General features: G+C 63.2%; 12 protein-coding genes. 4 read left to right on the forward strand and 8 right to left on the reverse strand.

Annotated elements, in window-relative coordinates; all coding sequences use genetic code 11:
• A partial coding sequence (gene recJ / locus Q0I65_RS07645; protein WP_296061961.1) for a single-stranded-DNA-specific exonuclease RecJ occupies positions 1 to 3,332 on the reverse strand: 3,332 nt, incomplete at its 3' end.
• A 253-nt stretch (positions 3,333 to 3,585) separates the two neighbouring features.
• Here recJ and Q0I65_RS07650 point away from each other — a divergent pair.
• Positions 3,586 to 4,548 carry an exopolyphosphatase gene (locus Q0I65_RS07650; RefSeq protein WP_296061963.1) on the forward strand — a complete coding sequence of 321 codons (963 nt, stop codon included), beginning with the start codon at positions 3,586 to 3,588 and terminating at the stop codon, positions 4,546 to 4,548.
• A gap of 84 nt (positions 4,549 to 4,632) precedes the next feature.
• A complete protein-coding gene (gene ppk1 / locus Q0I65_RS07655; protein WP_296061966.1) occupies positions 4,633 to 7,239 on the forward strand; it encodes a polyphosphate kinase 1 in 2,607 nt (868 codons plus the stop codon).
• A 250-nt stretch (positions 7,240 to 7,489) separates the two neighbouring features.
• Here ppk1 and Q0I65_RS07660 read toward each other — a convergent pair whose 3' ends face one another.
• The 5 genes from Q0I65_RS07660 to Q0I65_RS07680 all read right to left on the reverse strand — a co-directional run bounded on the left by Q0I65_RS07660 (position 7,490) and on the right by Q0I65_RS07680 (position 18,558).
• Complete coding sequence (locus tag Q0I65_RS07660) at positions 7,490 to 8,440, reverse strand: leucine-rich repeat domain-containing protein (protein ID WP_296061968.1); 951 nt, start codon at positions 8,438 to 8,440, stop codon at positions 7,490 to 7,492.
• Between the two features lie 69 nt (positions 8,441 to 8,509).
• Complete coding sequence (gene glmM / locus Q0I65_RS07665; RefSeq protein ID WP_296061971.1) at positions 8,510 to 9,886, reverse strand: phosphoglucosamine mutase; 1,377 nt, start codon at positions 9,884 to 9,886, stop codon at positions 8,510 to 8,512.
• 3 nt (positions 9,887 to 9,889) lie between these two features.
• Positions 9,890 to 10,369: a phosphoribosyl-ATP diphosphatase gene (locus Q0I65_RS07670; protein ID WP_296061974.1), complete on the reverse strand. Its 480-nt coding sequence runs from the start codon at positions 10,367 to 10,369 to the stop codon at positions 9,890 to 9,892.
• Positions 10,370 to 10,605: 236 nt separating this feature from the next.
• Positions 10,606 to 15,018: a DNA-directed RNA polymerase subunit beta' gene (locus Q0I65_RS07675; RefSeq protein ID WP_296061976.1), complete on the reverse strand. Its 4,413-nt coding sequence runs from the start codon at positions 15,016 to 15,018 to the stop codon at positions 10,606 to 10,608.
• Positions 15,019 to 15,021: 3 nt separating this feature from the next.
• Positions 15,022 to 18,558, reverse strand: coding sequence for a DNA-directed RNA polymerase subunit beta (locus Q0I65_RS07680; protein WP_296061978.1), 3,537 nt, complete (start codon positions 18,556 to 18,558; stop codon positions 15,022 to 15,024).
• 456 nt (positions 18,559 to 19,014) lie between these two features.
• Between Q0I65_RS07680 and Q0I65_RS07685 the strand changes: the two genes are divergently transcribed.
• Together Q0I65_RS07685 and Q0I65_RS07690 are read left to right on the forward strand one after the other, a co-directional pair.
• Positions 19,015 to 22,116 carry a YfhO family protein gene (locus Q0I65_RS07685; protein WP_296061981.1) on the forward strand — a complete coding sequence of 1,034 codons (3,102 nt, stop codon included), beginning with the start codon at positions 19,015 to 19,017 and terminating at the stop codon, positions 22,114 to 22,116.
• The gene (locus tag Q0I65_RS07690) at positions 22,113 to 23,087 is read left to right on the forward strand and encodes a glycosyltransferase family 2 protein (protein ID WP_296061983.1); all 975 of its coding nucleotides are present in this window, start codon (positions 22,113 to 22,115) and stop codon (positions 23,085 to 23,087) included. The genes Q0I65_RS07685 and Q0I65_RS07690 overlap by 4 nt, the downstream gene beginning before the upstream one ends.
• A 138-nt stretch (positions 23,088 to 23,225) precedes the next feature.
• Here the strand turns inward: Q0I65_RS07690 and Q0I65_RS07695 are convergent, their stop codons facing one another.
• Complete coding sequence (locus Q0I65_RS07695) at positions 23,226 to 23,768, reverse strand: NYN domain-containing protein (RefSeq protein ID WP_158049308.1); 543 nt, start codon at positions 23,766 to 23,768, stop codon at positions 23,226 to 23,228.
• Between the two features lie 15 nt (positions 23,769 to 23,783).
• Positions 23,784 to 24,530, reverse strand: a complete 747-nt coding sequence (gene rlmB, locus Q0I65_RS07700; RefSeq protein ID WP_276995527.1) for a 23S rRNA (guanosine(2251)-2'-O)-methyltransferase RlmB — start codon at positions 24,528 to 24,530, stop codon at positions 23,784 to 23,786.
• Between the last annotated feature and the right edge of the window lie 124 nt (positions 24,531 to 24,654).

A 24,654-nucleotide genomic window follows, 5' to 3' on the forward strand; every position in this document is an offset into this window, starting at 1 on the left:
GGCTTCATCTGCGGGGTGATGGGCCCGGACACACGCTGCTCGAGGCGCGCGCAGTCGCAGTCGATCACCCACTCGTAGAAGGCCTTGAAGATGTCGCGCTCGCCTAATCCCTCACGATAGCGCACGCTGTCGGTCAGCTCCACGCGCCCGGCGCCTTCCTTCACACGCACCATGCGCGCGCCCTCGCCCGACGCGTAGGCCACATGCGTCTCGATAAGCCCCAGCTCGCGGAAGACCGCGATGCCGCACGCCGCCGACGCCGCCGTGATCTCGCAGCCCGCGCCGCTCACGATGTGCGCGAGTTCGCCATCGGCCATCTCGAAGAACTCGCCGGGCGTCTTGCGCTGCCACGTTCGCAGCGTGCGGTACACCTCGGCAAGCACATCGTGATCGGGCGTCATGTCCTGCAAGATGCGGTCGTTGTGCTTCACGTCCGAGCGCCCGAACAGCAGATGCACGCGCGCATCCTTGCCGTCGCGCCCCGCACGTCCGCTCATCTGGTTGAACTCGATCTCGTTGTACGGCAGCTGGAAAAGCACGACGTTGCGGATGTCGGGAATGTCCACGCCCTCGCCGAACGCTGATGTGGCCACGAGCACCGCGATCGCGCCCGTGCGGAACAGCTCCTCGACGCGCGTGCGCTCGGCGCGCGAAAGGCCCGCGTTGTAGAAGCCGATGAGCGGCGCCATCTGAGGCACGCGTTTGCGCAGGTTGCGGGCGAGTGCCACCGACTGCTCGCGCGAGGACACGTAGATGACGCTCTTCTCGCCCTGCGCGACGAGCGTTGCCAGGTAGTCGCCGCGATTGCGCAGGTTGCGCTGATCGACCACGTGGAGGTTCGTGCGCATGGTGTCGTCCACCACGTGCCCCGCCACGGGAAGCACACGATCGATGTCGCTGGTGACAGCCTCGTCCGAAGTCGCCGTAAGCGCGAGCACAACCGGGTTGCCCATCTGCGCGATAGTGCTTCCGAGCTGCGCATATGCGGGGCGATGGCCCGCGCGCGAAAGGCCGATGTGGTGAGCCTCGTCAACCACGACGAAGCCGATGCGGTCGGTAGCCGCGAACTCGGAAGCATGGCACACGAGGAACTCCGGCGTCGTGAGCACGATGTCGACCGAGCCATCCCTCAAGCCCGCAAAAACCTGGCGGCGCTCGTCAGGCGCGCTTTCCCCCGTGAGCGTGCACGCGTTGATTCCGAAGGGCGCGAGCGCCTCGTTGATATGAAACGCCTGGTCAGCGATAAGCGCACGCAACGGGTAGACGAACAGGCTCGCCGTATGGTGCGCGAGCGCCTCACATGCCGCATGCACTTGGAAGGTGAGCGACTTGCCGCGCCCCGTCGCCATGACGGCGAGCACGGAGTTCCCAGCGCGAAGGCTCGAGAGCACCACACGCTGCGATTTGTGCAGCTCGCGATCGCCGATGATTGCCCGCACCACCGCGTTCTCGAGCGCGTCGGGGTCGCTTTGTGCCTTCTGTTCCCATAGCGCGCGGTTCTTCTCGCGCTCCGCCTCGTATGCCTCGATGTCCTCGGGGCTCTCACAGCAGTCCTCGCAAAGCTCCGCGTCGCTCGTGGCGTACAGGTCGGCCGCGAACGACAGGTTCTCCGGCTCGAGGCACGCCTCGAGCGCAGGGCACGTGCGAGCAGGCGTGATGGACTGAAGCATTGCCTTCACCGACTTGCGCCCGCGCCAGGTGTCGATTTCCACCTGGAACGCCGCGTTCACCACGCTGTCGGTCGTCATGAGCATGTCGATGTCGGTGCAGTGGAACATGATGCCCGAAATCGATGTGCGGCCGTTCGTGAGCGTGCACGAGAAGTGGTTCTTCTCGGCGCCGACCGCGCGGCAATGGGTGAGCAGCACGTCGCGCGCGAGGAAGCACGGCGTCGGGTTCTCCTGACCGAAGGGGGCGACTTGCTTCAGTGCGCCCACCGTTTCGAGCGTGAGCTCATCAAGGTTGATGCACGTGTCGATCTCGATGAGCGGGTGGAAGTCGTCTTCGGGCAGCTTGTCGAGGTAGTCGCAGAGCGCCTTCGAAAACGCGGGGATGTCCTTGGTTTTGAGCGTGATGCCCACCGCCGCCTCGTGTCCGCCGAAGCGAACAAGCAGGTCAGACGTCGATTCGACCGCGGCGAACAGGTTCACGCGCCCCACGCTTCGGCCCGAGCCGCGCGCCTCGTCGCCGTCGATGGTCAAAAGGATGCACGGCACGCCGTAGATGCCGACTAGGCGGCTCGCGACGATGCCCTTCACGCCCTCGTGCCACCCCTCGCCCGCAACGACGAGCGCGCGCTGGCCGTGGTAGATTTCCGCGGCCTGGACCTTCGCGATCTCGGAGAGCTCCGCCTCGATCGCACGGCGCTGGTCGTTGAGCCCTTCGAGCTCGGTTGCCAAGCGGTACGCCTCGTCGAAATCGTCGGACATGAGCAGGTTGAGCGCCAAGTCGGCGTTACCCATACGCCCTGCGGCGTTGAGGCGCGGAATGAGCGAGAAGCTGAGGTTCGTGCTGGTGAGGGGCTTGCCGACCGCCCCCGAGGTTTCAAGCAGCGCGGCGATGCACGGGCGCGGCGCCTTGTTCATCATCTTGATGCCCTCGATCACGAGCGGACGGTTCTCGCCGAGCATCGGCATGAGGTCGGCCACCGTGCCAAGCGTTGCGAAGTCGACGAAATCGCGCCAGAGGTAGGGCTTGCCGAAGCGAGCACCGAGCGCCTGCACGAGCTTCAGCGCCACGCCCGCACCGGCGAGCACGCAGCTTTGGCACGTGGCATCAATCTTCGGGTCGGCAACGGGCACGTCTTCGGGGACCAGGTCCGTGGGCTCGTGATGGTCGGTGATCGCGACGTCGATTCCGGCCGCCTGCACGAGCTTCACCTCGGCCTTGCAGGCGATGCCGCAGTCGACCGTCACGAGGAAGTCGGGGCCGTAGGTCTTCACGCGCTCGAGCGCCGCTGCCGTGATGCCGTAGCCCTCCTCGAAGCGCTTCGGGATGAACGGCACCGTGTCGGCCCCGAGTTCCCGCAGGCCACGGGTGAGAACCGTCGTCGCAGATATGCCGTCCAAGTCGAAGTCTCCGAACACGAGGATGCGGCGGCCCTTCCGCACGGCGTCCTCTAGCGCGTCGACGACGCCGCCGAGCCCGGGAATCAGGTAGGGGTCGAGCCAATCGTGCTTGAACGAGGGAAACAGAAACGCGCGCGCCGCCTTCGGGGTGTCGATTCCGCGGCCGACAAGCGTTGCCGCGACGAAACGGGGCAGGTCAAGTTCACGCTGGAGTACCGATACCATGCGACTCGACGCACGGCGAATGTTGAACTGGGCTGACATGGAAATCTACCTCTAAACATGCATCGCTATCTTTTCTCGCTGCGTATTTTCCCACAATCGCCGCATGGTGTCACAGCTCACTTCAACCTTGCAGGGCAGACGGCCGACAAGCCGCCCGCGCGAACCTACCATTTGGCCCCGAACACGAAGTCCAAGCAGAGCGAGCGTAAAGGACGCGTAAAGATTTCCCCATTGCCCGAAGCGCTACGCTAGGATGGAGAAAAACCGAGCTTAACAGGAAACGGATAGCACTATGGCAAATTACGGCGTAATCGACCTGGGGTCGAATTCTGTGCGCCTCGTCATCTTCGACGTGAAGGACGGCATAAGCAAAAAGAAGCCCATCACCTGCAAGGACTTCCGAAGCATCATCAACGACAAAGTGATGGCGGGGCTTTCGGCCTACGTTGATGCGGGCGAATTCACCCCGGAAGGCATCGCCCGCGCGGTCGACGTGCTCTCCGGGCACCTGAAACGCGCGCGTTACTTCAACTGCGTGCGCACTGACATCTTCGCCACCGCCGTGCTGCGCAACTGCACGAACTCCCGCGAAGCCATCAGCGCGATCGAGAAGGCCATCGGCACTCCCGTGAACTTGCTTTCCGCCCGCGACGAGGCGCATCTCAGCTTCACCGGGGCCTCATGCGATCGCACGATTGAGAAGGGCACCGTGGTCGATTTGGGCGGCGGATCGACCGAGCTCATCCGCGTCGAGAAAGGGCGCGACTTCGACGACGTAAGCATCGGGCAGGGCTCGCTTTCCTCTTACGCCGGATACGTGGAGTTTGTCATGCCCCAGGCGAGCGAGGTCGAAGCAATCGAGCACGCGTTCCTCAAACGCGTCGCGGAAACTCCCGTTGACTTGCAGAAATATCGCGCCGAAACGCTCTTTGGCGTCGGGGGAAGCGCTCGTGCCGCCGCAAAGCTCTATGCCCAGATGACCGGCGAGCCCTGCCGGCCGAGAACCCTCACGCCCGCGCACTTCGACGCGCTGCTCGATCTGCTGGAGAGCAACCCGTCGAAATTCGCCCACCTTGCAGCGCGCGCCGTCCCCGAGCGCATCCACACGGTCGGACCGGGCTGCGTCATTCTCAGCACGCTCATGCGAGAACTTGGTGCCCGCGAGCTGCAGATATGCAAGCGCGGCGTGCGCGAAGGCTATCTCATCGAGCGCATGCTGGGCAATACGCCTTGCCCAAGAGTCAAGGCTCAGTAACGCTTTCACCTCATCATCCCGCAGCGCGTTATCATGGAAGGTAGCGCGAAGAACGTGTCATCATGCACATCAAGGAGGCTCTGCATGGCCAACGACAATCCCACTTCATCAGACCAGGTCATTCCCGCAGCTGGCAATCCCGCACCCTATCTTCAGAACCGCGAGCTGTCGTGGCTCGACTTCAACGAACGCGTGCTCGAGCAGGGCGCCGACGAGTCGGTCCCGCTTCTGCAGCGCCTGAACTTCATCTCCATCTTCTGGAGCAACCTGCAGGAATTCTTCATGGTGCGCGTCGGCAGCCTGACCGACCTGTCGCTCGTGAAAAAGCACATCGTCGATTCCAAGTCCAACATGACGCCCTCCGAGCAGCTTCGCGCCATCTATCTGCGCTGTCATGAGCTCTACCCCGCCTACGAGTGCACTTTCGAGCAGGTTCGCCTGCTGCTGAGCAAGGTGGGGGTCACGCACGTTCGTCCCGACGAGCTCACCGACGAGCAGCGCGCCTACCTGGCGGAATACGCCGAGGCCAACGTGACGCCGTTCCTCTCCCCGCAGATTATCAACGCCCGCCACCCCTTCCCGCATCTGGAAAACGGCGCGCTCTACATCGTCGTGCGCCTCGATGAGGAAGCCGACAACGCCCAGGAGCAGGCGAAAAGCGAGCAGAAGAAGAAGGGCAAGAAAGGCAAAAAGAGCAAGGGCAAGCCAGCGAAGGAGCCTGCGAAGAGCGCCTCCCTTTCGCAGAACGTCGGCGCCGAGGGAACCATGCTCGGGCTCATCCCCCTGCCGCGACAGTGCGCGCGCGTCGTGAAGCTGCCGGGCGATGGCTTTTCGTTCATCCTGCTTGAGCATGTGGTGGAAATGGTTGCCGAGCAGGTGTTTTCCATGTACACCGTGAAGCACACCAACGTCATCTGCGTCACGCGCAACGCCGACATCGACGCGACGGAGTCCACCGACGAGAACGACGAGGACTATCGCGAGCACATGAAGCGCATCCTGAAGAAGCGCGCGCGCTTAGCCCCAGTACGCCTCGAGAGCGAGCGCGAGCTCTCCGATACCCTCGAGCCGCTGCTGCTCGATCGCCTGAACCTGAAGAAGCACCAGGTGTTCACGACGTCGGTGCCGCTCGATTTGAGCTTCACCTGGGGTTTGGCATCGCATCTTTCCGAAAAGCAGTGCGCAGCGCTCATGTATCCGCCGTTCACGCCGCAGTGGCCGGCGTGCCTCGACCGCAAACGCCCCATCATGGAGCAGGTCACGGCAGGCGGCGACGTGCTGCTTTCCTACCCCTACGAAAGCATGGACCCGTTCGTGCAGCTTCTGCGCGAGGCGTCGCGCGACCCGCGCGTCATCTCGATTAAGATCACGCTCTACCGCCTGGCCAGCCAGTCGCATCTCGCCGAGGCGCTCATCGACGCCGCCGAGAACGGCAAGGAGGTCACCGCGCTGTTCGAACTGCGCGCCCGCTTCGACGAGAGCAACAATATCGAATGGTCGCAGCGTTTTGAGCAGGCCGGATGCAACGTCATCTACGGTTTCCGCGACTACAAGGTGCACAGCAAGATCTGCTGCATCACCCGCCAGACCGACGACGGCATCCAGCACATCACGCAGCTCGGCACGGGCAATTACAACGAGAAGACGGCGAAGCTCTACACCGACCTGTCGCTTATCACGACGAGCCCCACAATCGGCCGCGATGCGACGGAGTTCTTCCGCAACATGGCGCTTGAGAACGTGTCGGACAACTACGACGTGCTGTGGGTGGCGCCCCTGCAGGTGAAGCCGCTCATTCTGAAGAACATCGACCACCAGATCGAGCTTGCGCACCGCGACGAGCCGTGTGGGCTGTTCTTCAAGACGAACTCAGTCACCGACAAGGAGATCATCGACAAGATCGCCGAGGCATCGCAGGCGGGCGTGAAGACCGTCATGCTCGTTCGCGGGATATCGTGCCTGGTCCCAGGCGTGGAAGGCTACACCGAGAACGTGCGCGTCGTGTCCATCGTCGGGCGCATGCTCGAGCACAGCCGCATCTACGGCTTTGGGCCGCGCGCGAACATGAAGGTCTACCTGGCGAGCGCCGACCTCATGACGCGCAACATGGATAAGCGTGTGGAAATCGCCTGGCCCGTGCTCGACGAGAAGCTGCGCGACCGCATTTTGTCCTACATCGACGTCTCACTTTCCGACACGGCGAAGCTGCGCGAGCTGCTTCCCAACCGCCGCTACACGCCGCTTGGGTTCTTCGCGCAGGTCAGCCCCGAGGGCAAGACGATTCGATTCGACTCGCAGGCGCACTTCATGGACGAGGCGCGGCTTAAAGCGCGCATGAGCACCGAGGTGGAAGTCGAGCGCGAGGTGGAGAAGCGCGAGGCGGTCGAAGGCGCGACGAACGTGGCGCCGAGTGCGGGCACGGCAACTCCCGCGACCTCGGAGACCGCAACGGTTCCTCCAGAGGCGATGAGCGCAACGAGCAGTGCCGCTCCCGCTGACGCGGCTAGCGGCTCCCCTTCCGCTGACGCGGCCGGCACCAGCGAGCCAGCGCTCGAGCCCGATGCCATCGAGCCCGCCGAGGAAGTGACGACCACGGCGATCTTGCCCCACATCGAGCAACCGCCGCACAAGCCAAGCCTGCTCGTGCGCGCACTTGCCGCAGCCATTCGCTTCTCCAACAGGAGGAAATAACGAAAGCGATTCCCAAAAAAGAGGAGGGCAGAACGTCCAGAGGAAGAGGCTTGCCAGGACTCTCCAAGGGAAAAGGCGAGCTTGTCCACAAGAGCGAGAAAAGCCAGGGTGCGACTTCACATCGCCCCTGGCTTTTTCCTTGCTCGCAGGATACGGCGTACGATTCCCATGCAGGACATGCTTCCTTCGCGATTCCGTGCGCCTCGCGCAACCCGCACGCCGCACGCAAGCCGCACGCACGCCCTGCTTGCTACAGCATCGCGAGCAGCTCCTCGTCGGTCGGGTTGTCGAGCGCGTCGATCAAATCGCGCACCTCCGCAAGCTGGCCTTCCACCTCGTCGAGCCGCGCCTGGATCCGCTCCTTCTCCGCACGCGCGAACATGCCCAAGCCAGCGAGCTGTTTGCGCAGCTCGTCCTCTTCGGCGCACAGGCGCTTGCCATCGGCCATGAGCTCCGCCCGATCCACTTCATGCGCATCCTGGAATGCTGCCGAAAGCCGCGTGCGCTCAGTCTTCAGAACGACCCCCGCCCTCGCCGCAACCTCTTGCGTGAACGACTCGGGGAAACGCTGCACGACGCTATCGGGAATCGACGCGGCATCGAGGCTGGTGCATCCGCGAAACGCCCACGGCTCGATCTCCTCCACACTCTCGGGGATCACAACCTCGCGAAGGGCTTGGCATCCCGAAAAGGCCTCTTCCCCGATCACCTTCAACGTGCTGGGCAGCTCAATCCGCTCAAGTTCGGTACAGCTCGCGAACGCGCGGCGCCCGATCGTCTCCAAGGCTCCGAACTGCACGTCGACAAGCGAGGTGCAGCGCTGGAAGGCGTAGCGGTTGATTTCGGTCACCCCGGGCGCCACGACGCGGGAAAGCGAAGTCGCGCCTTGGAACGTAGCGTCGTCGATGCAGCCGAGCGTGTCGGCAAACGTTATCTCGCGCAGCGAGGTGCAGTGTTGGAAAGCGCGCTTTCCCACCATGGCGACATCGCCCGGAAAGTCGACCTGCACGAGGTTGCGGCAGCCGTCGAAAGCGGCATCCCCCACCTCGATGAGGCTTTGGGGGGCGCGCAAGGAGCGCACCTCGCCCTTGAAGCGAAACGCCTTCGCCCCGATGCCGACGACACCGTCGGGCAGCACGGCATCGATGCGCTCATCCGGCTCGTCGGGGGTGAACTTCGCGACTATGATCTCGTATGCCATGGGTCTCCCTCACCTCGCGCACCAGGAAAGAAATCGCCCCCGATGAACAGGGGCGATATGCGATATCTTCTAGATTTCGGCCTCAACAACAGCGGCAATCGCCTCGGCGTGGGCCTTCGCGGCGTCCGCGTCCTCCGCCTCGACCATCACGCGAACCACAGGCTCCGTGCCGCTTGGGCGCAGCAGCACGCGGCCCGAATCGCCAAGCGCTTCCTCGGCCTTCGCGACGGCGGCGGCGATAGCCTCGTTACCTTCAACCGCATGCTTGTCGCGCACCCGCACGTTGATAAGCGTCTGCGGGAACTTCTTCATGATGGAAACGACGTCGGCCACCGGCGTGCCCGCGCGCTTCACCGCCGCAAGGAACTGGCAAGCCGTCATAAGGCCGTCCCCCGTGGAGTTGTGCTCAAGCAGGATCATGTGGCCCGATTGCTCGCCGCCGATGGCGTAGCCCTTCGCGCGCATCTCCTCGAGTACATAGCGGTCGCCCACCTTCGTCTGCACGACAGTGATGCCGTTGTCGCGCATCGCATGGACAAACCCGAGGTTGCACATCACGGTGGACACGACGGTGTCCTCGGGCAGGCACCCGCGGCGCTTCATGTCGAGCGCGCACACGGCCTCGACCATGTCGCCGTCGATCTCGGTGCCGTCGGGCGTCATGAGCATCACGCGGTCGGCATCGCCGTCGTGCGCCACGCCGACGTCTGCACCGCTTTCGCGCATAAGCTGGGCAAGCGGTTCGAGATGGGTGGAACCGCAGTTCACGTTGATGTCGGTGCCGTCGAAGTCCTCGTTGATCGCGATGACTTCCGCACCCAAGCGGCGGAAGGCCTCAGCGCTCGTGAGCGACGAGGCACCGTGCCCCGTGTCGAGCGCGATGCGCATACCCGAGAAGTCGATGCCCTGCGCGCGCACGCTCTGAACAGCATGCTCGATGTAGATCTCGCAGGCCTCGTCAACGGGGAGGGCAACGCCCACCTCGTCGCCAGGAAGCATCGCGGCGGCGTCCTCGCCTTCCGCACCCTCCTCGGCTCGAGCAGCAGCACCCTCGAGGCCGCCCTGCTTGATGAACTCCTCAATCTTATCTTCCACCTCGTCGGGAAGCTTGTAGCCCTCGGCGTCGAAGAGCTTGATGCCGTTGTACTCCGGCGGGTTATGCGAAGCGGAGATCACCGCACCGCCGTCGGCGTGCAGCTCGCGCACAAGCAGCGCAACCGCAGGCGTGGGGATAATCCCCACCGAAAGTTCGGTCCCTCCCGCGCTCATGATGCCGGCGGCAAGCGCCGATTCCAGCATGTCACCCGACAGGCGGGTGTCCTTGCCGACCACGATGTTCTTGCCGAGAAACACGGCCGCAGCCTGTCCCAAGCGATAGGCAAGCTCGCAGGTGAGCTCGGTGTTCGCGACTCCGCGGACACCGTCGGTTCCAAATAGACGTGCCATAGGCTACTTACCCCTTTTAACGTGGCCTTGCTTGAGGCGAACCGCCCCCGAAGGTCGCTCTTCGTCGGTCATGCGCTCGTTGAGCTCGGCGGCAAACTCATCCAAGTCGATGCCATAACGCTCGAGCACAACAAGAAGATGATACACTACGTCGGCCGCCTCATAGCGCAGGTGGTCGGTGCACGCATCAACGCGCTCGCCCGCGGCAGCGACCAGCGCTTCATGGCCGTGCGCATGGTGCTCCATCGCCCGCAGCATCACGAGCTCGGACTCGACGTCCTTGGCAGCAAGCCCCACTTCCCCGGCCTCTTCCATCACCTTCTTGAGCGGTTTGTCGGCCGGCCCATAGAGAAGCTGGTGCGTGTAGCTTTCCTCGCACGCATCCCGGCGCGCGCGAATTGTCGCAGCGAGCGCCTCGATTGTGGTTGCGATCTGCGAAGACGGGGCAACCTCGCCTTCGGGGACATACGTTTTCTCAGACATATGCACCTTTCCTTGACCTGGCGCCCCATGCGGATTGCGAGGGGGACAATCCCCTATCCGCGAGGCTTCCTTGTCCTGCACGGGAAAATGACGAGAGGCCCCGAGGTACCCAGGATCGCCCGTGCGCACGCTTGCGTACTTGGAAGGTACGCGCCGCGATGCGCAGGGGCAAAGCTGAGTGCCTCAGGGCCTCACAGCGTCAAGTGGATCCGCCGCCCGTGGGGGCGGCGGAGTGATTATTCCTCGTCCTCGTCGGAATCGTCGGAATCTTCCTCGTCATCGGCGTGCTTCAAGCTGAAGCCGAAGTTGCCGACCGACCCGAGCAGCTCGTCGAGCTCCTCGAGGTTGCGATGGTAGCTGCGCGGAGGCAGCGCCTCGCCGAGCATGTCCTCGCCTTCCGTGTTGAACGTCGCCGGCTCGTCACCGCCGATGAGGATGTTGTCGTCGGGGCTGAAGACCATATCGAGCAGCTGGCTCATGTCGTCGGAGGATGCCGAAAGGTCGTCCTCGATGACATAGAGCAGGTCGTGCTCCTTCAGGCCCTCCTTGAGCTCCTCGATCGCCTTCACGCCGATGCCCTCGATGCGAAGGAGATCCTCCTCGGTGTGGCCCACCAAATCGGCGACCGTTTCGATGCCCGCCTCGCTGAACTTGTTGGCCCAACGCTGCGAAACGCCCAGGTCGTCGAAGATGTACAGGCGCGCATCCTCGTCGGAAAGCTGCGGACCGCGATGCCCGAGCGACAGGCCCGAGTAGTAGTTGCCGTAGCTCGACCCCATGGAGTTGAGGTAGCCATCGCCGTCGAGCGACCAATCCTGCGGCTGCGGCAGAAGCTCTTCCACCTCGCGCAGCGCGTCGGGAGCGGTGTCCGGCAGCGTATCGCCGATAACCTTGCCCGTCGGGCGGCCCTTGTAGGTAAGGCCCACCTCGCGGTAGCGCTTAAGGCCGGTACCAGCGGGAATCGGCTTGCCGATGATAACGTTCTCCTTCAGGCCAACCAAGTGGTCGGTCTTGCCCTCAATGGCGGCATCGGTGAGAACCCTGGTGGTCTCCTGGAACGATGCAGCCGACAGGAACGAGTCGGTTGCGAGCGAAGCCTTGGTGATACCCAAAAGCAGCGGCTGGCCGACCGGCGGGTTCTTGCCCTCGGCAATCAGAGCGTTCGCCACGTTCTCGAACTCGTATCGGTTGACCTGGCGGCCCGGGAGGAACTCGGAATCGCCCGCGTCGAGCACGGCCACCTTGCGCAGCATCTGGCGCGCGATGACCTCGATGTGCTTGTCGTTGATGTCTACGCCCTGGGACACGTACACGCCCTGGACCTGGGCAACGATGTAGCGAAGCGTCGTGTTGGGGTCGGTCAGGCGCAGCAAGTCGTGCGGGTTCACCGAACCCTTGGTGAGCTGCTGGCCAACCTTGACCTCGCCGCCGTCTTCCACGCCGGGGAACAGCGTCGCGCGAGCGGAAACGACGTACTCGCGGTAGTTGCCTTCCTGGTCGTGGATCGTGAGCGTCTTGGACGACTTGTCGCCGGAAACCTGCAGCGTGCCGGAGATCTCGGCGAGGACGGCCTGGCCCTTCGGCTTGCGCGCCTCGAAAAGTTCCTGAACACGCGGGAGGCCCTGCGTGATGTCCTCGCCCGCGACGCCGCCGGCGTGGAAGGTACGCATCGTAAGCTGCGTGCCCGGCTCGCCGATGGACTGAGCTGCGATGATGCCGACTGCCGTGCCGATGTTGACCGGGCGCGCCGTCGCAAGGTCCCAGCCATAGCACTTCTGGCAAACACCGTGCTCGGCATGGCAGGTCATGACCGTGCGGATGGTCACTTCCTCGATACCCGCAGCCGCCATCTCGGCCAGCTGATCCATGGAGGAGATGTAGTTGTCGCCCTCGAGGACCACCGTGCCGTCGGTGCCCACAGCGGACTCGAGCAGGCAACGGCCGATGAGGTTCTCGTCGAGCTCGCCCTTCTCGTTGTACAGCGGGTAGGGCACGCCCTCGGCGGTGCCGCAGTCGATCTCGCGGACGATAACTTCCTGCGCGACGTCGACGAGACGACGCGTGAGGTAACCGGAGTCAGCGGTACGAAGCGCCGTGTCGGCCATGCCCTTTCGAGTACCGTGCGTGGAAATGAAGTACTCCAACACCGACAGGCCCTCGCGGAAGTTCGACTTAACCGGAATGTCGATCGTCTGGCCCTTCGTGTCGGCCATGAGGCCGCGCATGCCTGCGAGCTGGCGAATCTGCTTGATGTTACCACGAGCACCGGAGTCAGCCATCATGTAGATGGGGTTGTAGTGGTCGAAGTTGGCCGACATCGCGTCGCCAACCTTCTCGTTCGCATCGGTCCAGATGTCGACGACCTGCTTGTGACGCTCTTCGGGGCTCATGAGACCCATCTCGTAATCCTCGTCGATGGCGTCGACCTTGGCCTCGGCATCGTCGAGAATCTCCTTCTTGTTGGGCGGCACCGTCGCGTCGTACACCGAAACGGTAATGCCCGCGAGCGTGGCGTAGTGGAAGCCCGTCTCCTTCAGACCGTCGAGGATCGGCGGCACGTCGGCGAGGTCGTAGCGGTTGCACACGTCCTCGACCAAGCGGCCGATTTCCTTCTTGTTCATCTGGTAGTTCATGAACGGATAGTCGTCCGGGAAGACGTTGTTGAAGATGATGCGGCCGATGGTCGTCTCGAGGCGCGTGCCAGCCTTGTGCTCCTCATAGGTGTGGAACGCGGTGGCAACCTGGGTGTCCTCCGAAAGGCGAACCCAGATCTTGGCCTGCAGGTCGACGTCGGCATGAGCGTCGTGCGCGTTCACGGCGTCCGCGAAGTTCACGAACGCGCGACCCTCGCCCGGGAAGTTATCGCGAGCGGCGGTCAGGTAGTACACGCCGATGATCATGTCCTGCGTCGGCACGGTCAGAGGACGACCATGAGCAGGGGATTTGATATTGTTGGCGGAAAGCATGAGCACGCGCGCCTCGGCCTGGGCCTCGGCTCCCAGAGGAACGTGCACAGCCATCTGGTCGCCGTCGAAGTCAGCGTTGAACGCCGTGCAGACGAGCGGATGGAGCTTGATGGCCTTGCCTTCGACGAGCACCGGCTCGAACGCCTGGATGCCCAGACGGTGCAGGGTAGGTGCGCGGTTCAAAAGCACGGGATGCTCGACGATGACTTCCTCGAGAACGTCCCACACGTAGCTCGCGCCACGATCGACAGCACGCTTCGCAGCCTTGATGTTGGCGGCGTATTCGAGCTCGACCAGGCGCTTCATGACGAAGGGCTTGAACAGCTCGAGGGCCATCTGCTGCGGCAGGCCGCACTGATGCAGCTTGAGCGACGGGCCGACGACGATAACCGAACGGCCGGAGTAGTCGACGCGCTTGCCGAGCAGGTTCTGGCGGAAGCGGCCCTGCTTGCCCTTGAGCATGTCGGAGAGCGACTTCAGCGGACGGTTGCCCGGGCCCGTGACGGGGCGGCCGCGGCGACCGTTGTCGAAGAGGCTGTCGACCGCTTCCTGGAGCATGCGCTTCTCGTTGTTCACGATGATCTCGGGAGCGCCGAGGTCGAGCAGGCGCTTCAAGCGGTTGTTGCGGTTGATTACGCGGCGGTACAGATCGTTCAAGTCGGACGTCGCGAAGCGGCCGCCGTCGAGCTGCACCATCGGGCGCAGGTCGGGCGGGATGACCGGGATGACGTCCAAGATCATGTCGGAGGGCTTGTTGTCGGACTTCAGGAACGCGTCGACGACCTTCAGACGCTTGATCGCCTTCGCACGCTTCTGGCCCTTGCCGTTGGCGATGGTGTCGCGCAGCTCTTCGGCGGCCTCTTCGAGGTCCATTGCATCAAGCAGGTCGCGCACCGCCTCGGCACCCATGCCGCCAGTGAAGTAGTTCTTGTAGTTCATGCGCATCTCGCGATAGAGCGCCTCTTCGGGAACGAGCTGCTTGGGCTCGATCTTCATGAAGGCCTCGAAGGCGTCCTGACGCAGCTGCTTGCGCTCGATGAACTCCTCGTGGATATCGGCGATCTCGGCCTCGACCTCTTCGGGGGTCAGGCGCTCGTCCTCGTCGATCTCATCGACGAAGTCGTCGTCTCCCGGCACGTAGTCGGTGCCCAGTCGGCGCGTCGCCTCGATGAGGCGGTCGCGCTCGGCGTCGAGTTCCTCGAGGTCGGCGGCAAGCTCGTCACGGAGCTCGTCAGCGTCCTCGTCGCGGCCTTCCTTGTCAACCGAAGTGATGATGGAGCTGGCGAAATACAGCACCTTCTCCAGCTCTTTCGGCGGGATGTCGAGCAGGTAGCCAAGACGGCTCGGGCTGCCCTTGAAGTACCAGATATGGGACACGGGCGCAGCGAGCTCGATATGGCCCATGCGCTCGCGGCGAACCTTGCTGCGGGTCACTTCGACGCCGCAGCGCTCGCAGACGATGCCCTTGAAGCGAACGCGCTTGTACTTGCCGCAGGCGCACTCCCAGTCCTTGGTAGGACCGAAGATCTTCTCGCAGTACAGGCCGTCCTTTTCGGGCTTGAGCGTGCGGTAGTTGATGGTCTCGGGCTTCTTGACCTCGCCGTGCGACCAGCTGCGGATATCGTCGGCGCTCGCGAGGGAGATGCGAAGCGCGTCGAAGTTGTTCACGTCGAATTCGGTCATCTCTTACTCCTCTCCACCGATAAGGTCGTTGGTCGTATCGTCATTAGATGAATCGCCCATCAATTCTCCCAGTTCAGCTGCGATGTCATCGAGAGCCTTGTCAGACTCTTCCTCAGAAAGCTTCGCGTCCGCGGCAATCGCGTCGAACAGCGCCTGATCCGAATCGTCGTCCTTCTTCTCGACGACGCCTTCGTCCTCGCTGATCGGTTGCATGTCGTGGCCCTCGAGCTCGACGTTCAAGCACAGCGACTTCATTTCCTTCACGAGAACCTTGAAGCTCTCCGGCACCTCCGCGGGCGGGATGTTCTCGCCCTTGACGATGGCCTCGTAAGACTTCACGCGGCCGGCGGTGTCGTCGGACTTCACGGTCAAGATCTCCTGCAGCACGTTGGAAGCGCCGTACGCGTAGAGCGCCCACACTTCCATCTCGCCGAAGCGCTGGCCGCCGAACTGGGCCTTGCCGCCGAGAGGCTGCTGGGTGATGAGGCTGTAGGGGCCGGTCGAACGGGCGTGGATCTTATCGTCGACCATGTGGCCCAGCTTCAGGATGTAGGTCTGGCCGACCGTGATCGGCTCGCGGAACTTCTCGCCCGTGCGGCCGTCGTAGAGCCAGGTCTTGCCGGTGCGGGACAGCTGCGGGACGAACTCGTCGCGTGCCAGGTCACCGTACTTGGCATGGTTGATGTTGATGAGGTTCTTGTTCGCATGCTCGATGGCGTCGGAGATTTCCTCCTCGGTCGCACCGTCGAAGACAGGCGTCGCCACGAACTGCGGTCCGGCAACCGGCTTGTCGGTGTCCTCGTCGGACCAACCCCACTTGGCGGCCCAGCCGAGGTGGTTCTCGAGCAGCTGGCCGACGTTCATACGGGAAGGAACGCCGAGGGGGTTGAGCATGACGTCGATCGGGGTGCCGTCGGCGAGGTAGGGCATGTCCTCCACCGGAAGCACGCGGGAGATGACGCCCTTGTTGCCGTGGCGACCGGAAAGCTTGTCGCCCTGCTGGACCTTACGCTTCTGAGCCACGAAGATCCGGATAAGCTCGTTCACGCCAGGAGCAAGCTCATCGCCTGCCGCGCGGCTGAAGCGGTGGATGCCGATCACGCGGCCGCCGGAGCCATGGGGCACCTTGAGCGACGTGTCGCGCACCTCGCGGGCCTTCTCGCCGAAGATGGCGCGCAGAAGGCGCTCTTCAGCGGTGAGCTCGGTCTCGCCCTTCGGGGTGACCTTGCCCACGAGCACGTCGCCCGGGAACACCTCGGCGCCGATGCGGATGATGCCGTCAGCGTCGAGATCGGCCGTCATGTCGTCGGACATGTTCGGGATCTCGCGGGTGATTTCCTCAGGGCCGAGCTTCGTGTCGCGCGCGTCGACCTCGTATTCGGAGATGTGGATGGACGTGAGCAGGTCTTCAGCAACCACGCGCTCGGACACGATGATAGCGTCCTCGTAGTTGTAGCCTTCCCACGGCATGTAGGCGACCATGAGGTTCTGGCCGAGTGCCAGCTCGCCACCGTCGCAGGACGGGCCGTCGGCGAGCACGTCGCCGGCATGGACCTCGTCGCCCTTGCGGACGATCGGGCGATGGTTGATGCAACCGGACTGGTTGGAGCGCTGGAACTTGGGGACCAGGTACTCGTCGTATTCGCCGTCGTTGTTGAGCACGATGATCGTCTGGCCATCGACGTAGTCGACCACGCCCGGGTTCTGGGCGACCAAGATCTCGCCGGAGTCAACCGCGATGCGGTGCTCCATGCCCGTGCCGACGAGCGGGGCGTGCGGCTTGAGCAGCGGCACAGCCTGACGCTGCATGTTCGAGCCCATGAGGGCGCGGTTCGCGTCGTCATGCTCGAGGAACGGGATGAGCGACGTTGCGACCGACGTCATCTGACGCGGGGAAACGTCCATGTAGGTAACCTGCTCGGGCAGCACCTCTTCAGGCTCGCCGAACACGCCGGAGGCGTCCTTGGTACGGCAGAGAACGCGCGTCGCCTTGTGGAACACGCCGTCGGCGTCGGTGGTGCCGAACTCGCGGGTCTCGAGGTTGAACATCTCGTTCGCCTGGGCGATCGTGTAGTTCTCCTCCTCGTCGGCCGTGAGGTAGTCGATGTCGTCGGTCACCTTGCCGTCGACCACGCGACGATAGGGCGTCTCGATGAAGCCGTAGGGGTTGATGCGGCCGAACGTCGCGAGCGAGCCGATAAGGCCGATGTTCGGGCCTTCAGGCGTCTCGATCGGGCACATGCGGCCGTAATGGGAGTTGTGGACGTCGCGGACTTCGAAGCCTGCGCGCTCGCGGGACAGACCACCCGGGCCGAGTGCGGACAGACGGCGCTTGTGCGTGATGCCTGCGGCGAGGTTCGCCTGGTCCATGAACTGCGAGAGCTGGGAGCTTCCGAAGAACTCCTTGATGGCAGCCACGATTGGGCGGATGTTCACGAGCGACTGCGGGGTGATCTCGTCAGGCTCCTGCATGCTCATGCGCTCGCGCACGACGCGCTCCATACGGGAGAGGCCGATGCGGAACTGGTTCTGGATGAGCTCGCCGACCGTGCGGATGCGGCGGTTGCCGAAGTGGTCGATGTCGTCGACGCTCGCGCCTTCCTCACCGGCATGCAGCGCGATGATGTACTTCATCGTGGCGGTGATGTCCTCGTCGGTCAGGGTCGAGGCGTCGTTGTCGGCGTCGAAACCGAGCTTCTTGTTGATCTTGTAGCGGCCGACTTTCGCCAGGTCGTAACGCTGCGGGTTGAAGAACAGGCCCTCGAGCAGCGTGCGCGCGGAGTCGATCGTGGGCGGCTCGCCCGGACGGAAGCGCTTGTACAGCTCGATGAGGGACTCTTCCTTGGTGGTTGCCGGGTCGCGATCGAGGGTGCGCAGCACCATGTCGTCGGAGCCCAGAAGCTCGATGATCTCCTCGCGCGTCTCGGCAAGGCCGAGGGCACGGACGAGCAGCGTGGCCGGCTGCTTGCGCTTGCGGTCGATGCGCACGGAGAGGATGTCGCGCTTGTCGGTCTCGAACTCGAGCCATGCGCCGCGGCTCGGAATGACCTTCGCGTTGTAGATGGTCTTGTCCGACGTCTTGTCGCGCTCGGACGAGAAGTACACGCCCGGGGAGCGAACGAGCTGGGAGACAACGACGCGCTCAGTACCGTTGATGATGAAGGTACCGCGGTTCGTCATGAGCGGGAAGTCGCCCATGAACACGTTCTGTTCCTTGATTTCGCCCGTCTCACGATTGATGAAGCGGATTTCCACGAACAGGGGCGCCTGATACGAGACGTCCTTCTCCTTGCACTCATCGACGGTGTACTTCGGCTCGCCGAACTCATGCTTGCCGAACTCCACGCACATGTCTTTCGTGCTGTTCTCGATAGGAGCGATGTCCTGGAAAGCTTGCTGGAGGCCTTCTTCCTTGAACCACTTGAAGCTGTCCGTCTGGATTGCGATAAGATTGGGGACGTCCATTACGTCCGGAATCTTCGCGAAGCTTCTGCGATTCCTATAAAGGCTGGTGGGAGCGCTAGTTTTTGCTTTGGCCACGAGGCTTTTCCTCCTTCACGCACGCACTCATTTCCCAAAAAAGTTGCAATCGAAAAAGATACTATGGGGATCATGCCGCGTCAAGAAAAATTTTTACGAGCTGTGGAAGTTTTTTGTTCTTTCGGCCTTTAAGCTGGGGAAACGAGGTCGAAAAAAGTTGCTTTTCGATGGCGCGCGCGGCCGAGGACGGGACGCGTAGCGGCGCGCGGGGCAACGCGAGGGGGCGGTGCGCGCGATCGAGGGGCGCGGGCTCGAGTCAACCTTCCCCAAACGACGGGAGCCCCGCCCCGAACGCGCTTGCTCAACAGGTGGCGACAATCAAGGCAAAACTGCGGCATCGGGTGCTTCCCCACACTACTATATGAAGTCTTTGGGTAAGCTTTTGGATTTATGCCACGAACCTTCGACTGAAAGCCCGTTTTCTCCCCGCAGGCGCTAGGATGGCTTTCAGGAAAAATGGCAGTCTGGAAACGAGACATAGCAGATTCAGCATCGAGGGCAGGCGAGGCGCTTTCCGCCGCCGCAGGATCTCACGCGAAGCCCGAGGAGCGCCCCGAAAGGCGCACCCCGCAGGCGCCGAGCGCGAGCCCCGCTGCGACGAAAAGCGCGATTGCGGCATACGCCCTCTCCTTCGTCGTGCCTTTTTTCGTGATTCTCTTCGCGTTTGCATCGAACTGCATCTACCCCTTCGGGGACGTCTCGGTCATGATGTATGACATGCCCGTCCAGTACGCGCAGTTCTTCGGATGGCTCTCCAACGTGATCAACGGCGACGCGTCGCTTTTGTATTCCGCCGACGCGGGCATGGGGTGCGGAACCTATGCGCAATATACCTATTACCTGTCGAGCCCCTTAAACGCGCTCGTCGCCTTCTGCGACCCTTCGCAGGTGCCCTACTTCTTCAGCTTCCTCTTCCTCGTGAAGATTCCGCTTGCCGCCGTGACCTGCCTCGTGTTCCTGCGCGGTCGCTTTGTCGCGGCAGGTGCCAAGGGGTCTTGCGCAACGCAGGTGCTCGCGGTGGTCGGCGCGATCGCCTACTCGCTCACCTCGTATGTCACCGGGTATTCGAGTAACATCATGTGGATCGACGGCGTGATCATGGCGCCGCTCGCCTGCCTGGGCGTGTACCGTCTGGTGCGCGGACGCGGATGCGCGACCCTGTTCGCGTCGTGCGCGTGCGCCATCCTTTTCAATTGGTACACGGGCTACATGGTGTGCTTCTTCACCATCTTCTACTTCTTCTACGAGTACGCGCGCCTGCGCATCGATGAGCGCGAGCGTTGCGGGCTGGACGGCATCGCGGACGAGAGCACCCTCGGGGACGCCGAGGGCTGCGGGCCAAAGGGCGCTGCGGGCAAGAAGCGCAAGCCTTCAGGTCACCCCCTCATCCACCTGGGCATACGCTATGCTGCGACGATGATTCTCGCTGTGGGGGCCTCCGCGGTGATTCTCTTCCCCACGCTGATCGCGCTTTTGGGCGGCAAGGGATCGGGCGCGGGGCTGGCGTCGCTTGCGGGGACCATCTTCTCGCTCAACCCCTTCGACTACGCGAACTTCTTCGCCATCGGCACGCGGCCGGGCATCATCGTCGCGAACGCGACCCCTGCGATCGTGATTTCGGCCCTCGTGCTCGTGGGCGTTGCCGTGTTCTTCGTCGACGCGCGCAGGTCCCGCGCGCTGCGCATCGCGGGTGCCGTCATCGTGGGGATCCCCGCCTCGTCGCTCGTCCTCATCCAGCTGAACACAATCTGGCTCGGGTTCGTTCCCGAGTCGTCCTACACGGGCCGCATGGCGTTTCTGCTGCTGCTCACGATGGTGGCGCTCGCCTTCGAGGGCATCGCCTTCTGCCTGGACAACAGGGGTGAAGCGCTCGTCGTCACCGGGAGTCCCCAAAACCGCCCCGTGCACCACACCTCGCTGCGCGCGGTAGTGAAGGGCGGCGCGACAGCGTTTCTCATCTTCGGATGCGCCACGTTCAACGTGTGGTATCGCACGCTCTCGATTCGCCCGAGTGCCGCGAACGCCGTGCTCGAACTGGTGCTGATCGCGGGATTCACCGTTTTCCTCGCGCTTATGGTGCGCCAGGACCTGCGGGTTCCCGCCGAAAGGAACGCTCGCGGGAAGCGCGCGGCAGGGCGCAAGATCCTGGCCCGAGCGGGGATCGCTTGTCTGGTCGTCCTGTTCGCCTTCGAGCAGTGCTACGGCACGGCGGCTCAATACGCCGCGTGTAACATAAGCGCGAGCGAATACTCAAACCGCATCAACGAGCTCGAGAAATACTACGAGGACTACCCCACCGACAACGGCTTCGCGCGCACGGGGCAAACGTGCGTGTACTACGGGTCGTCGAAGTACAACGGACCCGATTGCACGGGGCTTGTGCTCAGCGGGTCGGGCTCGTTCGATTTGTACTCGTCCACCCAGGAAAACAGCGTGCAGAACCTGCTCATGCGCCTTGGCTACTCGAAGAAGACGCCGTTCGGGACCGCGTACCAATCGCCCAACACAGCAGCCGACGCACTGCTTTCGGTGACCAACGTCATCGCCGAGGAGCAGCCGCCCGAAACCGAGCTCGTCGCCGACCATGCCCATGAGCTCTACGGTTCTTATCGCGACTGGAAGACGACCTCGTCGATGCCGCTCGGCTATGGCATTGCGGCCACGGCCGAGGAGACGGAGCTGGCCAATAAGGCGGACTACTCGGGTGCTGCGGCCGATGCGACCGACGACGAGCCCACCGACGCATGGAGCGCCAACCCCTTCAACAACCAGATAGCCATGTACGCATCCGTCACGGGCGCCGATGCGAGCGGCCTCTACCATAAGGCGACCGCCGTCGACGCGGGGACAGGCGGCACGGACCAGCGCGACTTCACCGTCACTACCACGAGCGCGGGGCCGCTTTTCCTCTACTTCCCGAGCATCTACCTGCTCGACATCGAGGAGAGCGGCATCTCCTGCTATGCGCAGGTCAACGGCACAACCGTCGAGCACGTCGGCGGGCGCGGGTCGTGCAACGTGGTGTACGCGGGCACGTTCGACGCGGGCGAGACCATCACGGTGTCGATTGTCCCGACCGCCAAGGGGCAAACAACCGTGGACAAGCACGGGCGCGTCGTCGGCACGAAAGAGGCCCTCTTCGACGCACCGATCGAGGCGGCCATCAAGGCGGAAACACTCGACGTCGACGAGATGAAGACGCTACTCGGAAAGCTCGATTCCGCCGGTTTCTCGCTGAAGTCGTTCTCGAACGGCCAGGTGAGCGCTACCTTCGACGCCCAACGCGACGAGACGCTCCTCATCTCCATCCCCTACGAGAAGGGCTGGAGCGCCACCGTGAACGGACACGAGGTGCCGGTTCACGAGCTTTACGGCGGGCTTTTGGGCATCGACGTCACCGCGGGCACCAACGACATCGAGCTTCGCTACATGACGCCCGGCCTCATCCCGAGCGCGATCATCAGCATCGCGAGCGTCGCTGTGTTCTGCACATGGCGCGGCTTCGAGAATCGTCGCAATCGCACGCGCGCAACCAGCGGAAAGAGAGCAGCGCAATGACCTACCCCTACAGCCTGAGCTTCGTTGTCCCCTGCTATAACGAGGTCGACAACATCCGCCTGTTCAAGCGCCGCGCTTTCGAGTGCTTCGATGCGGAGGGCATCTCGCTTGAGATCGTGTTCGTGAACGACGGCAGTCAGGACGGCACGTTCGAGCTGTTGCGCGAGGTCGTGGAGGAGACAGAGCCCTCCCGTCCCGTGCAGGTCGTGCAGTTCTCCCGCAACTTCGGCAAGGAGGCGGCGCTGTATGCAGGCATGGAAGTGGCGCGCGGCGAGTGCATCTGCCTTATCGACGCCGACCTGCAGCAAACGCCCGAGGACGCGCTGCGCATGTATAAGCTGCTGGTGGAGAAGCCTGAGTACGACATCGTTGCGGCCTGCCAGGTCGAGCGCAAGGAAAGCCTCGTGTTGAAGCTGTTCAAGCACTCGTTCTACAAGACCTTCAACGGCATCTGCACCGACATCGAGATTCCCGCGAACGTGAGCGACTTCCGCGTGTTCCGCCACGCCGTAGCCGACGCCCTGCTCTCGCTGCCCGAAGGCCAGCGCTTCAGCAAGGGACTTTTTGCGTGGGTCGGGTTCAAGACGCTCGAGGTGCCCTACGAGCCGGACGCGCGCGCCAACGGCGAGAGCAAATGGTCGGTGAGGTCGCTGTTCCGTTATGCGGCGAACGGCATTTTAGGCTTCACGACCTGGCCTTTGAAGGTGGCCGTTTGGATTGGGCTCATCGCTTCGCTCGGCGGGTTCGTCTATCTTCTGTGGATCATCTTCGAATACGCGCTGCGAGGAACCGACGTGCCGGGCTTCCCGACGCTTGCGTGCCTGATTCTGCTGTTCGGCGGCCTGCAGCTCACCGTGCTTGGCGTGATCGGCGAGTACCTCTCGCGCAGCTACATCGAGGGAAAGCACCGCCCGCTCTACATCGCGAAAGAGCACCTCACGAACGAAGGGCGCGAAGAGGGCGAAATGTAGGGCAAGTGCAGCCGGCAAGCAACGAAGTTTGCCGGTTTGCCGGTTTGCCGGCATTGCGAGATCGCTGTCGCGCGTCGACGGGGGGCGCATCGGGCATTCGGTCACCCCGAGCGCCGTCAAGAAAGCACTCGCGTGACCTTAAAGTTTCCCGTCGCGCATCGCCTTCAGCTTGGCGAGGGTATCGGCGGGAATGCGATCACCGAGCGTGCGCTTCTCGGCCACCTTCGGCGACTCGTCGAGACGCGCCTGATCGTAGTATTCCCCCACTTCATAGCTGAAGCCGTTCGCACTCATGCGGTCGACGCCGCCTCCGAAGACGGTGTCTTGGATGGTGGCGTCGCTTGTGACCACGAGCGTCTCGACCATGCGCTCACGCGCGTCATGAGCGAGCTTCTCAATCACCTTGTCGGCAGACTGGCCAGCTGGGCTGAACATGATGCGCACGCCGCCGATGGTTTGCGTTTCTCCTGTTGAGAACTCATTTTTCGCACCGTCGAACACGATGATGGCACGCCAATCGCGCCCCGCGAAGTTCACGACATCATTGATTAGCCGCTCACGGGCGGTGTTGAACGCATCGTCGGTGTAGTCGGGCCCGAACGCCGTCGTTTTGTAGCGCTCACCCGAGCGAAGCACGTTGTACCCATCGACGATGAGCAGCTTGTTTCGTTTCCTTGCCATTTTCTGATGCGCGACCTATTGCTGCTGACGGAGCCACTCGTACATGAAGACAGTGGACGCCTGCGCTACGTTGAGCGAGGACACCTTCCCCATCTGGGGAAGCTTCACCGCGAAGTCGCAGTTCTCGAGCACGAGGCTCGACACGCCCTCGCCTTCCGAGCCCATGACGAGCGCGATCTTGCCTTTGAGGTTCGACTTCCACGCCACTTCTTGCGCATGCTCGCTCGCCGCGCAGACCCAGAAGCCCTCTTTTTTCAGGCGCTCGATCGTCTGAGAGAGATTCGCGACCTGCGTCACGTTGATGTGGGAAATCGCGCCGGCCGAGCTTTTGTACGTCGCCGCCGTTACGTGCGCCGCGCGCTTGTTGGGAATGACGATGCCGGCAGCCCCGACCGACTCGGCGGAGCGAGCGATGGCGCCCAGGTTGCCCGCGTCGGTGATGTGGTCGAGGATGACAACGAGCGCCGATCCGCCGTTTTCGGCAGCCTGCGCGTTCGCGGTCTCCACGATGGTCGTGACGTTCACGTAGTTGAAGGGCTTGGTTTCCGCCATAACGCCCTGGTGGCTGCCGCGTTCGGAGAGCTTCTCGAGACGCGCGCGCGGCACCGTTTCCACAGGCACGTTGCGCTTCTTCGCCTTGCGCAGCACGTCCTCGATCAGGGGGTCGCGCTTCACGTTGTCGGCAAGCAGGACGCGCTTGCACGGCACCTCGGTGCGCAACGCTTCGATGACGGGGCGTTTCCCTTCGATGAAATCAGCCATGTTGTTCGCTTTCGTGGTTGGTTGGCGCCGCGCGAGGCGGCGAATTCGTCTAGCGAGCAAGTGTACCACGCGGCCTGCGGGCACGGCCGGCTCTCCGCCATATCCCCGCGAACGAGGGGCGGGA

Origin of the sequence: uncultured Ellagibacter sp., from assembly GCF_934643285.1 — a bacterium.
Classification (GTDB): Bacteria; Actinomycetota; Coriobacteriia; order Coriobacteriales; family Eggerthellaceae; genus Ellagibacter.